This is a genomic window from Streptomyces sp. NPDC032091 (assembly GCF_055580265.1).
In genome coordinates this window covers 75,710-88,243 of record NZ_JBVILR010000033.1, presented here as the reverse complement: position 1 = coordinate 88,243, position 12,534 = coordinate 75,710, and the positions used below count along the sequence as shown (strand labels likewise).

The following is a 12,534-nucleotide window of genomic DNA, read 5'->3' as shown; positions in this document are numbered from 1 at the left end:
CCAGACAGCCGCTTCCAACGACCACATACAGGCCGTGCCACGCCTCAAAGCCATCAAAAAATCCGCAGAAGACATCCCAGCAAAATCGATCACCCGACGATCGTAAACGCCGCCGACCCCAGCCACTGCTTCATTATCAGGGCTGGATGGGCTCTGGAACGAAAGGGGTGCCCCGACATCCGCCAGCCCCGGCGGACTCGGGGCCCTGTGCGCGCGAAACGGCGGTCGGCGGCCCTCGCCGCGAGCGACGAGGATTGGAACCCCGCGACGCTGGGGTGGGTGGACTGGCAGCGGCACTACGCCTACCTCACCCAGCTCCTGGACGAAGGCGGCCACCTGGCCGCGGTCGTGCCCCGGGTGACCCAGCACAGGGAGGACACCGGCCGCTGGCTGGCCACCCAGTACCGGGACTGGGCGCGTTGACAGACCGCGGTGAGGGGTCAGGTTGTCAGGCCGCCTGGGAGTGCCGCTTGCTAGGGCCGTCACGGCGTACTCCCATCGGCTCGGCGAGGAGCTTCTCCACGAACGCCTCTCCCCGCCTGATGGCAACCTGGGCCTCACGGTGGCGCAGGTCGGCCATACGGAGAAGGCCCAGGGGGCGGTCCGTGATGTCGGAGGTGTCTGAGGCGTGGCCCCGTGCCGACTGCGGATCGGTCGGTCCGCGCCAGGAGTCGGTGGGGTATGCCGTGACCCGGTAGTAGGTGTCGGCCAAGCGCCGCACCATGCCCGGGACGAGCCCGAGTGCGGTCAGGAACGCGACGCACTGCTGGGCGCTGGCGGGCAACGATCCGCGCGGCCGAGCTGACCGGCAGCAGGTGCACGCCACCCGCCCGTGCCTGAAGCTGGCGCAGCGGGGGCGCACCAGACTTCTCGTAGAAGTACTCCAGCGCTTCGCTGAGCTGCCCGGCCGTGGTGATCAGCTCGGGCGCAGGGGGGGGCGGCGCAGGTCCTTCAGTCGACCGCGTTCAGCGGCTCGGGCGGACCGCCACAGCCCCGCGAGCTCGCCGAACTCGCGCCTCAGCTGGCTCATCACCGCACCGTGCACGTTGCAGCATGCCTCGGTGAAGGCGGTGAACGTCTTCCAGGACGGCACGGTGCGGCCCGACGCCGCCCGCTTGAGTGTCGCCGCCGACACTCCGCTCCGGGAGGCGAGCTCGTCGCAGGTCAGCCCGGCCTCCACCCGCAGCTCAGGCGAGCCGCGGCCAGCTCGCCGCGCGCCCGGACGGTGTAGTCGACGGGCAGTTCACAACGTCCCATGACGCCCGGCTCGCCGATCCGCACCTACACCCTGTTCGGCGCTCGGCCCGCCGGTGCACCTGCTCTCCAGCCGCCCGGCCAGCGCCCGGATCGTCTGGCGCGGTGGGAAAGCGGGAGGAGTTCGAGCTGACCGACTCCGTCCTGACGGACGGCACGTACGCGGCGGAGCGTGTGGGTTGTACAGGGTTCACAGGGCGCGCTGCTTCCTTCTGTATGACTTTTTCAAGGGTGAGCTCCGTGGCCGTGCGGGGGTGTTCAGTTGCGGCATGCCCCCAGTTCGCGTCTGTGCTGAAAGCGATCGACTTCTTGAACCCTTTCGAGGCCCGTCTGCTGTCGAACCGCCGGCGAGTCCTGCGGACGGGCGGAGGGGACTTGTGCGCCTTGGTAGCTGCTCCTCTGGCCTCTCGGCCTCGGTCCGCGCGGGCGAACCGTAGGCCCCTCTGCGATCTGTAGGCCCCCATGTGTGCCTCCCCGGCGCCGCGCGGGCCAGGTTGACTCGCAGGCGTACGCGAGACACACAGCAGGCGCACAGCAGGGCCTCCCCCTTCCCGCCGCTTCCGGGCTTTGATGAACGGGCTAGCGGGCCTAACCCTCTGCTGTCGCACTGTGCCGCCCAGGACGAGACGCAAGCGCTGACGTCCCTTCATGCTCCGCCCACCATCACGACGTAGAAGAAGGACACCGACATGCTCACCACCTTGCTCACCGGCTGGACCGCCGAGACCCTGGGCGGCCTCACCGTGCTGGCGGCCGTCGCACTCGCAGGCTGGTTCCGCCGGCGCCTCACCGCCAGCAGTAGCGCCTCCTCCCCCGCCCCCGCCGTCACCTCGACGGTGCGCACCTACACCCTGCTCGGGGTCCGGGCCGCCGACGGCCAGCCGGTCCACCTGCCCTCCAGCCGGGCCGCCGGCTCCAGGGTGATCTGGAACGGCCCCGCCCGGGAGGAATTCGTCCTGACTGACGCGGTCCTGCCGGATGGCACGTACGCGGCGGAGCGGGTGGGGCTGTACCAGCCGTGACCGGCTCGGGCAGCTGCAGCCCGGATGCGGCGGCGGTGCGCGGCCCTGGCCCTGATGGCATGGCCGTGCACCGTGTGATCGCCTATCCGCCCGACGGCAATGGCACCCTGACCGGCCGGCCACCGAAGTGTTCGGCACGCCCAGTCGTCAGCCGCAGCAACTGCTGCGGTGGTCCGTGTAGGCGGTTCGAGCCGACTTCGCGGGGGCCGCCAGCCCGGCGAGTTCGTTGACGCCTAGGGTGGTGTCGGTGCAGCGGTCCCGGATGAGGGGAGGGGGCTGGTGCAGACGGTGCCGCGTGAGTCAATGACGGCGCAGGCGCGGCTGTCGTTGGGGCCGCCGGCCTCCACCATCTGGGTGTGAGCCGTGCGGCCGGTCTGCTGCCGGTATTCCTCCTGGTGCGGTGGGTTGCCTTCCTTGCCGAAGACCTGGACGCGGTCCCCGGGGGAGCTCCCAGTCAGCTTGCCCCAGGCGGCACGGCAGCCAGGGCTGTAGCGCAGTTCGATGTGGACTCCGAAGTCTCGCCCCTCGGCGGTGGTGACGGCGTCGTTCTGGCAGACGGTGGCCGTCGGCTCGGTGTGGACGCAGGTGCTGCCACTGCAGGATGCAGTCGGCGCAGCAGCCGGCCGGACCGACGCGGCGGAGGAAGCCGAGGACGTGGGCGTGCCCGTGCCGGAGCCCGAGAAGTAGAGGGTGGCGGCGACGGCGCCGCCGACGAGAACGACCGCAGCCGCTACTCCCAGGAGAAGCGTCTTCCTCGTCCTGCCGCGGTCTGGCCGCGCTTCGGGTGTATCGGGCCCAGCGGAGTCGACGGGCGGCTCGTCAGTGCTGCGGGCCCTGAGATCGAGGGCATGCGCGAGATCCTCATCGGTCCGCTGGTAGAACGCCGCGAGGGACCGGATCACCGGTTCGGGAACGTCCTGTTTGGCGTTCTCGTACCGCGACAGGGTGGCCTGGTTGAGGTTGACGTGCCTGGCGACGGTTTCCTGCGTGGGGGCTTTATCGGCCTCCTTGCGCCACTGCTGCAGTAAGCGGGCCAGCTCCACTTGGGCTGGCGACGCCCCGGGCTCGGGTTCTCCAGCTTGCCCGACGGGTCGGTTCTGCCGCATCCGTGCGTTTCCCCCTTCGTTTGACCTCTGCATATCCGCAGCTCACAGCCATGCATGCGCTGCGGATATGCCTGCATGAGCCGACGGCCCGCACAGCGTAGAAGCGCGGCGAGGTGTTGGGCAATCTGGAGATCAGCCGGTGCGGAATGACCCGGCGAAATCCAACAACCCACCCCCGTACGGGCGCTGTTCGCCATGCACGGACGAGGGATCACACCCGAAGGAGCCACACCATGAAGTTCTCTGTGCCCACCACCCGCACGGGCCGCGTGCTCGCCTCCGCCACCCTGGCCGGGCTCGTCCTGGCCGGCGCGGCCATCAGCGCCAACGCCGAGTCGGTTTCCCCCGGCCGCTACCTCACCCCCAGTCCCGAGTGGTCGCTCCCCCCGGTCGTCCCGCTCACTCTGCGTCCGGGCACGAGGGGTGAGGCCGTCAGCCAGCTCCAGGAGCGTCTGGCCCTGCTCGGCAGCCCGGTAAAGAAGACGGGTGTCTTCGACAGTGCCACCGTCACCGCGGTCAAGTACTTCCAGAAGGCCCATGGCCTGGACGCCGACGGCGCCGTCGGCCCGAAGACCCGGGCCTTCCTGGAAGGCGCGCCCGGGACTGCGGTCCGCGGCAACCGCACAGCGCTCGCTCAGCAGATCATGAACCGCCACGGCATCACCCCGCGCAACACACACCCCGACCCCGTGGGTGGCCCTCACCTCGACTCCAGCGCGCTCAGCAACATCCGTGACACGGCGGACGGAAAGAGTGCGCTGACGAGCTCGTACGGCGACGCCCGTGGCAAGCGGGTCGAGATGGACGAGCGCATGCTCCGCGGCGTCCTTCAGCTCAACGTCAACCACGGCTTCTCCATCAACATCACCGAGTTCGTCGGCGGCGATCACAGCGCGACCTCGTGGCACTACGAGGGCGTCGCCTTCGACACGAGCGTCATCAACGGAGTAGAGGTCGCCCCGAGGGGCAAGGGCCGCGAGCTCGCCGAACGCCTCGAAAGCGCCTGCTACTTCCTCGGCGCCACCCAGGTCTTCGGCCCCGGGTACCCCGAGCACGACGGGCACGTGCACTGCGCCTGGAACCCCAAGGGCTGATCCCCGTGGGTGGGGGCCGGCCCACAGGGGCCGGCCCCCACCCACCCCCACTGCTACTTCCCGTTTCAAGACCTGACCCCGTTCATACGACAGGAGCCCGAAATGAACCTCAGCCGCCTCGCAGGAGCCCTCACGGGCCTGAGCCTCAGCACCCTGTTCCTCCTCGGCGCCACCGCCGCGCCGGCATCCGCAGCGGCGCCGGGATGCACGGGGAATTCCTGCACCGGAAAGAACCCCCACACCCAGCGCTGTGACCGGGACGCCAAGACCATCGCCATCGCGCACAACCCTGAGGGCCCCTCCGCCTACCTGCGCTACTCGGCGGCATGCACCGCAGCCTGGGTGATCAGCGACAAGGGCGACGGCGCATGGCGGTTCAAGCTCGACATCAAGCGCGGCAAGCCTTATGTCGAGCAGGCCTCCCCGCACTACAACGCGTACACGGCCATGGTCAGCGCCCACAAGGCCTACCGAGCCTGCTACGAGGCTGCCACCGGCCGCTCGAACGACTGGGAATGCACCGGCTGGCACTGATCAACAGGCCAGCACAAGAGACGCGCGGGATGCACTTCACGCCGCGCGCCCTGTCTATCGGCCGCGACTCCGTTGCCGGCCGCCACCGCGCGGCCCTGAACCCGGCGATGGCCCCCTGCGGGCACCGTAGCCGGACCGAAGACGGGAAGCGGCCCTGCCACCCTGACATCAGGGTGTAGGGCCGCTGTCCATCTCCTTGAATCCAGCTCGCCGCACTGCGCCTCGTGGCACGCTCCTGGACATGATCGAAACCCCCAGCGGCGGCCCTACTGGCAGCCGCAGGTCATGAGCGAGGCCGCGGTCAAGCCCCGGCTCGACCGAACGCTGGAAGCCACCGGCCAGCGCGACCAGGCAGGGCAGCCGCTGACCTACGCGCCGCACGACTTCCGCCGGATGTTCGCCCCCGAGGCCGTCACCGGCGGGCTACCCGTTCACATCGCCGCCCGCTTCCTGGGACACAAGACGCTGACCACCACTCAGGCATACCTTGCGGTCTTCCAGGACGACCTCGCGCGCATCTACCGCGGCTTCCTCGACCGGCGCCGGCTGACCGACCGCAGGACGAGTACCGCGAGCCCACCGAACAAGAGTGGCACGACCTGCATCCGTTGTCCGGTCCTCCAGATGGATCCTCGCCAGCGGCCCCGCCTCCTGGAGATCATCCAGAACCTCCGCGAGCGCATCCGCGAGGCCCGCGCCAACGGCCGGCTCGGCGAGGTCGAAGGACTTCAAGTCAGCTTTGACGCCGCGATGGCCAAACTCCACAGTCTCAAACGGGCTCCGACCGATGGCCGGCCGCAGCTGGTCGTCGACCTTGGCATGCCGGTCTTCACCGACCACGCACAGCTGCTTCAGCCAGGATCGGGAGAGGCCGGGTATCGGCCCTGATCCTGTCACCGAGCGAGTTCGGCTTGGCGAAGACTGCGGAACACCTTCGCGGTCGACGCCCCGGCCGGATGTGGTCCGGGAGTGGCTGTGCGGTGGCTGCTGGTGCGGTGGCTGCTGGTGCGGGGGCGGGTGGGGTGGGGTGGGAGGTTTCGGGGTTCGGGGGGTGGGGGCGGGGGTGGGGGGAGTTGGCATACTTCGTGGGCGTGGAGCAGTTGATCGCAGCAGACCCGGTTCGCATTGGTCCGTATCGTCTGATCGCCCGGTTGGGTGAGGGGGGGATGGGGCTGGTCTATCTGGGGCGTTCCGAGGGCGGGCGGACCGTCGCGGTGAAGGTCGTGCAGGCCGAGCACGCCGGGCATCCCGAGTTCCGGCGGCGTTTCGCGCGCGAGGTGGCCGCCGCCCGGCGGGTGGGCGGGGACTGGACGGCGGCGGTGCTCGACGCCGATCCGGATGCCGCCGTGCCGTGGGTGGCGACGCAGTACATTCCGGGGCCGGATCTGCGCACCGTGGTCGCCGAGGACTTCGGGCCGCTGCCCGACTATTCGGTGCACACGCTCGCCAACCGGCTCGCGGTCGCCTTGCGGGCCGTGCACGAGGCGGGGTTGATCCACCGGGATCTGAAGCCGTCCAACGTGCTCGTGACCGTCGACGGGCCCCGTGTCATCGACTTCGGCATCGCGCGGGCGATGGACAGCCTCGCCGGGGACAGCCTGCACACCCGGACGGGGATGCTCATCGGCTCCCCCGGTTTCATGTCCCCGGAGCAGGTGCGGGGCCGGGAGCTCACTCCCGCCAGCGACGTCTTCTGTCTCGGTGCCGTCCTCGTGTACGCCGCCACCGGCCGGCTCCTGTTCGGCGCCGCCGACTCCGGGCTGAACGCCCATCTGTTCCGGGTCGCCGAGGAGGAAGCGGACCTGAGCGGTGTTCCGCAGTCGCTGGCCGGGCTCGTGCGGGCCTGCCTGGAGAAGGACCCGGCCGACCGGCCGACGCCCCAGGAGGTCGCCGAGCGGACGGCGGTCGAGCAGGCGGGTGAGTGGCTGCCGGGGGCGGTGCTGGCGCAACTGGGCCGTCGTGCCGCCCGGTTGCTGGACTGGGGGCCCGAGTCGCCGGCCGCGCTGCCGGATCCGCGTGTGCCGGCCGTGCCGCGCCAGCACCGGCCGGTGGATGCGCCGCCTCCTCCGCCTGCGTACGCGCCGGCCACGGCCCCGGTGGCGGAGGGGTTCGGGCCGCCGCCGGTGGTGTCGGACCCGAGGCGGTGGTGGGGGCTGGGGGTGATCGCGCTGACGCAGCTGCTGGTGCTGCTCGACGTGATGGGTTTCAGCACCGCCCTGCCGACCGTCCAGGCCGATCTCGGCTTCGCCGACGGCGGGTTGAACGCGGTCACCGCCTACGCGGTCGCCTTCGCCGGGCTGCTGCTGCCCGGCGGGTACGTCTGTGACCGGGTGGGGGCCAAGCGGGGCTTGATCATCGGCCTGGTCGGCTTCGCGCTGGGCTCCGCGCTCTGCGGCGCGGCCGGTGAGCCCGGGCTGCTGACCGGGGCGCGCGCCCTGCAGGGCGCGTTCGCCGCGTTGCTGACGCCGGCCGCGCTGTCCCTGGTGTCCACCGGTTTCACCGACCCGAGGGAGCGGGCCCGGGCCTTCGGGATCTACGGGGCGGTCGCGGCCGGCGGCGGGGCGCTGGGTCTGCTCGCGGGCGGCTGGCTCGCGGAGCTGGCGTCGTGGCGCGTGTCGCAGTTCGCCGCCGTCCCGCTCGCGGCGCTCGCGGTGACCGGCGCGGCCACCCTGCTGCCCGGCCGGCCGCCCGGCGACGGTGGCCGCTTCGACCCGCTCGGCGTGCTGTTCGGATCTGTGGGACTTCCTGCTTTGGTCTATGGCCTGGACGAAGGTGGGCGGCTCGGCTGGGGCACTCCCCTGGTGCTGGGTCTCGTCGCGGTGGGCGTCCTGCTGCTCGCGGCCTGCGTGTGGCGGCTGACCGCGGTGGCCGGGGGGCGTGAGCGACTCGGGTGCGCGTTGGTGATGGTGCTGACCGGTGCCGGGTTCCTGGCGCTGGTGCCGGCGCTGGGCGTCTCCATGGAGTACGTCTTCGGGTCCACACCGGGCATGACCGGGGTGATGGTGCTGCCGCTTGCCCTCGCGGCCGTCGTCGCCGCCACGCAGGTCTCGGCGCGGCTCCAGGACCGCGTCGCGCCCGGTGTGCTGATCGCGGTGGGTCTGGTCACCGCGGCCGCCGGGACGCTGGTCCTGGCCGGGGCCGACTCCGGCAGTGCGTACGGGTCCCATATGGTGCCCGGGATGCTCCTCGCCGGTTTCGGCGGAGGTCTGGCCTTCGGGCCGCTTTTCTCCGCCGCCACCTCCGGAGTCGACCCGCAGCGCTCCGGTGTGGTCTCGGCGGTCGTGGTGACGGCCCAGCAGGTGGGCGAGTCGATCGGGGCGGCCCTGCTCATGACCTTCATCAGCGCTCGCTTGGCCGATGCGGCGGAGGAGAGCCAGGCCGAGGAGCTGCTGCACGGCTACAGCGACAGTCTGTGGGGGGCGGGCGGCTGCCTGCTGCTGGGGGCGCTGGCCGCCGGTGTGCTGGTCAAGGGCCGGGCGCCCTGGGTGGCCGGCGACACCTCCGTGTGAGGGGGGCCTGGCCGAGGGTGTCCGGGCGTCGGCGCGTCGGCGGGGCGCCCGCGTACTGGGCGTACGTGGTGCTACCGCCGACGCGGCGAGGTGCGGGGTAGGTCAGCCGCGCTTGGCGTGGATGGCCCAGTTCTGGCCGTAGACCTTGGCGCTCGACCACTGCTGGGCCTTGGCGCCGTTCTGCTTGGAGGAGTTCTCGATCTCCAGCATCTTGCCGGAGGCGACATTGCGGAGCTTGGTGCCGTCTTCGAAGTCGGAGCGCAGCCACTGCCACTTCTGGTGGTCCAGGCTCAGGTTGCAGCTCCACTGCTGGACCTTGGCGCCGTTGTGGCCGTAGCCGTTCTCCACTTCGAGGCACTTGCCGCTGTTGGCGTTGACCACCGCGTAGGTGGATCCGCCGAGGCTGACGAAGGACCAGTACGAGCCGGCCTGGCCGTTGCAGGACCACTGCTGGACGCGGGCGCCGTTCGCCTTGCCGGAGTTCTCGACCTCCAGGCACTTGTTGGAGGAGTTGACGACCCAGGACTCGGTTCCCGAGGCGTAACTGGCCGTCGACGTGCCGAGCGTGACGGCCGCGGCGGTCGCCGCCACCGCTGCGAGCTTCGCGGTGTTCTTCATGGTGCGTGTCCCTGATGATCGGTCATGCCGCTCGATCGGCGGCAAAGGTGATCATATCGGGTTTTTGATCTTGGTCGGGTCCGGCGCGGGGCGGAGAGGGCAGGATTCGAACCTGCGTGGGTTTCGGAGAACCCGAACGACGCGTGGTCGGTCCCCGATCAGCCGCTCCGGGCACCTCTCCCTGTGATCCGGGCCGTTTCCCGCCCGGTCACAGGAACCAGAGTGCACGACGCGCGCTGACCGGGCGCTGACCGGTCGGCGCAGGGGGCTTCAGCGGTTGTCGTGGAGTTCCTGGTGCATCTGGGGCTGGTCGTCCTGGTCGTGGGTGAGGGCGAACTTCTGGATCTCGTGGAAGCCCTTGGAGGCGATGCCGACGATCTCCTTGTAGGGGTTGACGCCGGTGGCCTTCTGCGCGGTGCCGCCGAGGAGGCCGCCTCCGAGGCCGCTGACCAGGTCGTGGCCGGCGGCCAGGGGCTTCGCGGCGGTGTCCAGGACGTTCTTGGGGAGGCCGGCCATGTCGGCGTACTTGTCCGAGAGGGCGTGGCGGACCATCGCGAGGAACGCGTCGTGGGTGGGGCCGGGGTAGAACCTCTTGTAGAAGTCGGTGGCCTGCCGCGTCATGAAGACGCCGTCGTCCGTCCTGGACCATTCCTTGTCGCGTTCCTGGTTCCAGAGGACCTCGGCCAGGTCGGGGTCCTTGGGCAGGAGCCACTTCTCCGGGGTGCCGAGGTGGTGGGCGACGTAGTGCCAGGCGCACATGAAGCCGCGGGCGTCGTCCTTGGAGACGTCGAGGCCCAGGCGGTCCATGGCCTGGAGGATCTGGGTGGAGAAGACGAAGGCGGCGCCGGTGGTGTACTTCTGCGAGACGGGCTCGCCCCACCGGGCGTAGTCCCATGTGCCGCTCTTCTTGTGGAGCTGGCGGACCGAGGCGTGGACGAGGCGGACCTTGGTGACGTTGGCGGCCAGGGTGCCGTCGCGCAGCGCGTTCTTGTCGCCCATGTCGAGGAAGAGGCGGGAGGACTGCGACAGGCGGCGGCCCGGGCCCTCGACGCCGCCGAGGCGGCCGGTGGAGCGGAGGGTGTGGGCGCCGGTCGGGGAGAGGTAGGTGCCGATCAGGCCGACGGTGCCCTGGAGCATGGACACCTCGCCGTGGTGGTGCGCGAAGAAGGACTCGGCTGCCTTGGTGTCGGCTTCCGACCAGTCCGGCGGTGGGGCGGTCGCCTCCTTCAGGAACTCGGCCAGGCGGGGCGGGAGGGTGGAGAGGTCCCGGCCCGGGGTGAGGGTGCCGACGGTGCGGAACAGGGCGTTGACGCCGTCGATCTCCTGGTTGTCGATCAGGTCGGAGACGAGTGCGTCGGCTTTCGGGTCGCCGACCTTGTTCGCCGCTTCGAGTTCTGCGGCGATCGTCGCGGTCGTCAGGGCCACGGGGAACCAGCTTCCTTCCGGGGGCTTCGGTCGGCGCCATGCTCGCGGCGGCCGGGCCGGGTCCAGAAGTGGCTTCCGACGGCGGATCGTTTGTTCCTCACCCCTGTGGCGTATCCGCCCGTCAGTCCGCCTGGAGGGCCGCCAGGCGCTGGGCGAAGGGGATGAGGGTGGTGTGGGTGGTCGGGGGGAGGGAGGTGATGGCGCCGGTGGTGGAGCGGGGGGCGGATGACGGGGGTGGGGTGGCCGCGTCCTGGACGGGGTGGGCGGGGGTGAGGGTGCGGGCCAGTTCGGTGGCCGCTCGGGTGATGCGGTGGTCCAGGCCCTCCTGGCCCCAGTCCTCCGAGGCGGCGTAGACGGCCGTGGGCACGACGGGGGCGCGGAGGTAGGTGAACAGGGGGCGCAGGGCGTGTTCGGTGACGAGGGAGTGGCGGGTGGTGCCGCCGGTGGCGCCGAGGAGGACGGGGGTGCCGGTGAGGGCGTCCTTGTCGAGGAGGTCGAAGAAGGACTTGAACAGGCCGCTGTAGGAGCCGGCGAAGACGGGGGTGACGGCGATCAGGGCGTCCGCGGCCGCCACCGCGTCGAGGGCGGCGGCCAGGCGGGCGGGCGGGAAGCCGGTGGTGAGGTGCTGGGCGATGTCCGTGGCGAGGTCGCGCAGTTCGATGACCCGGGGGGTGGGAGGAGCGGCCTCCGGGTGGGCCGCGGCGACCGCGGTGAGGGTGGCGGTCGTGAGGCGGTCGGCGAGGAGGCGGGTGGAGGACGGGTTGCTCAGGCCCGCGGAGACGACGACGAGCTTCATGCCTGGGCTCCCTCGGGCCGGGCGGCCGCGGCGGTGCGGGACGCGTGGGTGGGGGCGTCGGGGACGCCGGCGGGGCGGAGGTTCGCGAACTCCTTGCGCAGGACGGGGACGACCTCTTCGCCGAGGAGGTCGAGCTGTTCCAGGACGGTTTTCAGGGGCAGGCCGGCGTGGTCGATGAGGAAGAGCTGGCGCTGGTAGTCGCCCGCGTAGTCGCGGAAGGACAGGGTGCGCTCGATGACCTGCTGCGGGGAGCCGACGGTGAGGGGCGTCTGGGTGGTGAACTCCTCCAGGGAGGGGCCGTGCCCGTAGACGGGGGCGTTGTCGAAGTACGGGCGGAACTCGCGGACGGCGTCCTGGGAGTTGCGGCGCATGAAGACCTGGCCGCCGAGGCCGACGATGGCCTGTTCGGGGGTGCCGTGCCCGTAGTGGGCGTAGCGCTCGCGGTAGAGCTCGACCATCTGCCGGGTGTGGGAGGCGGGCCAGAAGATGTTGTTGTGGAAGAAGCCGTCGCCGTAGTAGGCGGCCTGTTCGGCGATCTCGGGCGAGCGGATGGAGCCGTGCCAGACGAAGGGGGCGACGCCGTCGAGGGGGCGGGGGGTGGAGGTGAAGGACTGGAGCGGGGTGCGGAACTTGCCCTTCCAGGTGACGGTGTCCTCGTCCCACAGGCGGCGCAGCAGGGCGTAGTTCTCGATGGCGAGGTCGATGCCGTCGCGGATGTCCTTGCCGAACCAGGGGTAGACCGGGCCGGTGTTGCCGCGGCCCATCATGAGGTCGACGCGGCCGTCGGCGACGTGCTGGAGCATCGCGAAGTCCTCGGCGATCTTCACCGGGTCGTTGGTGGTGATGAGGGTGGTGGAGGTGGAGAGGATGAGGTTCTCGGTGCGGGCGGCGATGTAGCCGAGCATCGTCGTCGGGGAGGAGGGGACGAACGGCGGGTTGTGGTGCTCGCCGGTGGCGAAGACGTCGAGGCCGACCTCTTCGGCCTTCTGCGCGATGGTGAGCATGGCCTTGATGCGGTCGTGCTCGCCGGGCGCGCGTCCGGTCGTCGGGTCGGTGGTGATGTCGCCGACGGTGAAGATCCCGAACTGCATGGCTCCCCTTCCAGGGTTGTTGAGAATTCAACTATACCCGGGAACCGAGGGGGCGGGCGGGGTATTCCCGCCTGTCGGCGGCGCT

Annotated in this window: 13 protein-coding genes and 1 tRNA gene; 6 read left to right on the top strand and 8 right to left on the bottom strand. The window is 70.7% G+C overall.

What is annotated here, in order from left to right; translation table 11 throughout:
• Window positions 1–207: 207 nt before the first annotated feature.
• Complete coding sequence (locus ACZ5NJ_RS35005) at window positions 208–423, top strand: hypothetical protein (RefSeq protein WP_468770435.1); 216 nt, start codon at window positions 208–210, stop codon at window positions 421–423.
• Window positions 424–448: 25 nt separating this feature from the next.
• Here the strand turns inward: ACZ5NJ_RS35005 and ACZ5NJ_RS35000 are convergent, their stop codons facing one another.
• Both ACZ5NJ_RS35000 and ACZ5NJ_RS34995 read right to left on the bottom strand, forming a co-directional pair.
• Window positions 449–784 (bottom strand): hypothetical protein, encoded by a 336-nt coding sequence (locus ACZ5NJ_RS35000; RefSeq protein ID WP_468770433.1) that lies wholly within the window; start codon window positions 782–784, stop codon window positions 449–451.
• Between the two features lie 132 nt (window positions 785–916).
• The gene (locus ACZ5NJ_RS34995; protein WP_468770431.1) at window positions 917–1,180 is read right to left on the bottom strand and encodes a helix-turn-helix domain-containing protein; all 264 of its coding nucleotides are present in this window, start codon (window positions 1,178–1,180) and stop codon (window positions 917–919) included.
• A 763-nt stretch (window positions 1,181–1,943) separates the two neighbouring features.
• Between ACZ5NJ_RS34995 and ACZ5NJ_RS34990 the strand changes: the two genes are divergently transcribed.
• Entirely contained in the window at window positions 1,944–2,276 is a 333-nt protein-coding gene (locus tag ACZ5NJ_RS34990; RefSeq protein ID WP_468770429.1) for a hypothetical protein, read from the top strand.
• A 233-nt stretch (window positions 2,277–2,509) separates the two neighbouring features.
• Here ACZ5NJ_RS34990 and ACZ5NJ_RS34985 read toward each other — a convergent pair whose 3' ends face one another.
• Window positions 2,510–3,319 (bottom strand): helix-turn-helix domain-containing protein, encoded by an 810-nt coding sequence (locus ACZ5NJ_RS34985; protein ID WP_468770427.1) that lies wholly within the window; start codon window positions 3,317–3,319, stop codon window positions 2,510–2,512.
• 296 nt (window positions 3,320–3,615) lie between these two features.
• On the opposite strand from ACZ5NJ_RS34985, the gene ACZ5NJ_RS34980 reads away from it, so the two are divergent.
• The 4 genes from ACZ5NJ_RS34980 to ACZ5NJ_RS34965 all read left to right on the top strand — a co-directional run bounded on the left by ACZ5NJ_RS34980 (window position 3,616) and on the right by ACZ5NJ_RS34965 (window position 8,519).
• On the top strand, window positions 3,616–4,476 hold the full coding sequence (locus ACZ5NJ_RS34980; RefSeq protein ID WP_468770426.1) for a peptidoglycan-binding domain-containing protein: 861 nt from the start codon (window positions 3,616–3,618) through the stop codon (window positions 4,474–4,476).
• Between the two features lie 102 nt (window positions 4,477–4,578).
• Entirely contained in the window at window positions 4,579–5,010 is a 432-nt protein-coding gene (locus ACZ5NJ_RS34975; RefSeq protein WP_468770424.1) for a DUF2690 domain-containing protein, read from the top strand.
• 285 nt (window positions 5,011–5,295) lie between these two features.
• Window positions 5,296–5,898, top strand: a complete 603-nt coding sequence (locus ACZ5NJ_RS34970; protein WP_468770422.1) for a tyrosine-type recombinase/integrase — start codon at window positions 5,296–5,298, stop codon at window positions 5,896–5,898.
• Between the two features lie 203 nt (window positions 5,899–6,101).
• On the top strand, window positions 6,102–8,519 hold the full coding sequence (locus tag ACZ5NJ_RS34965; RefSeq protein ID WP_468770420.1) for an MDR family MFS transporter: 2,418 nt from the start codon (window positions 6,102–6,104) through the stop codon (window positions 8,517–8,519).
• A gap of 102 nt (window positions 8,520–8,621) precedes the next feature.
• On the opposite strand, the gene ACZ5NJ_RS34960 is transcribed toward ACZ5NJ_RS34965, so the two are convergent.
• The 5 genes from ACZ5NJ_RS34960 to ACZ5NJ_RS34940 all read right to left on the bottom strand — a co-directional run bounded on the left by ACZ5NJ_RS34960 (window position 8,622) and on the right by ACZ5NJ_RS34940 (window position 12,449).
• Entirely contained in the window at window positions 8,622–9,137 is a 516-nt protein-coding gene (locus ACZ5NJ_RS34960; RefSeq protein WP_468770419.1) for an RICIN domain-containing protein, read from the bottom strand.
• Window positions 9,138–9,228: 91 nt separating this feature from the next.
• A tRNA-Arg gene (locus tag ACZ5NJ_RS34955) sits at window positions 9,229–9,318 on the bottom strand.
• Window positions 9,319–9,407: 89 nt separating this feature from the next.
• Window positions 9,408–10,562, bottom strand: a complete 1,155-nt coding sequence (locus ACZ5NJ_RS34950; protein ID WP_468770418.1) for an oxygenase MpaB family protein — start codon at window positions 10,560–10,562, stop codon at window positions 9,408–9,410.
• 121 nt (window positions 10,563–10,683) lie between these two features.
• The gene (locus ACZ5NJ_RS34945) at window positions 10,684–11,358 is read right to left on the bottom strand and encodes a CE1759 family FMN reductase (protein WP_468770417.1); all 675 of its coding nucleotides are present in this window, start codon (window positions 11,356–11,358) and stop codon (window positions 10,684–10,686) included.
• A complete protein-coding gene (locus ACZ5NJ_RS34940) occupies window positions 11,355–12,449 on the bottom strand; it encodes an LLM class flavin-dependent oxidoreductase (protein WP_468770415.1) in 1,095 nt (364 codons plus the stop codon). Before ACZ5NJ_RS34940 ends, ACZ5NJ_RS34945 begins: the two co-directional genes overlap by 4 nt.
• Window positions 12,450–12,534: the final 85 nt, after the last annotated feature.

What these genes read in the sequence shown, in the direction of transcription:
- ACZ5NJ_RS34990 (WP_468770429.1), top strand. Translation starts at nt 1,944, where the DNA reads ATGCTCACCACCTTGCTCACCGGCTGGACCGCCGAGACCCTGGGCGGC.
- ACZ5NJ_RS34980 (WP_468770426.1), top strand. Translation starts at nt 3,616, where the DNA reads ATGAAGTTCTCTGTGCCCACCACCCGCACGGGCCGCGTGCTCGCCTCC.
- ACZ5NJ_RS34975 (WP_468770424.1), top strand. Translation starts at nt 4,579, where the DNA reads ATGAACCTCAGCCGCCTCGCAGGAGCCCTCACGGGCCTGAGCCTCAGC.
- ACZ5NJ_RS34970 (WP_468770422.1), top strand. Translation starts at nt 5,296, where the DNA reads ATGAGCGAGGCCGCGGTCAAGCCCCGGCTCGACCGAACGCTGGAAGCC.
- ACZ5NJ_RS34960 (WP_468770419.1), bottom strand. Translation starts at nt 9,137, where the DNA reads ATGAAGAACACCGCGAAGCTCGCAGCGGTGGCGGCGACCGCCGCGGCC.
- ACZ5NJ_RS34945 (WP_468770417.1), bottom strand. Translation starts at nt 11,358, where the DNA reads ATGAAGCTCGTCGTCGTCTCCGCGGGCCTGAGCAACCCGTCCTCCACC.
- ACZ5NJ_RS34940 (WP_468770415.1), bottom strand. Translation starts at nt 12,449, where the DNA reads ATGCAGTTCGGGATCTTCACCGTCGGCGACATCACCACCGACCCGACG.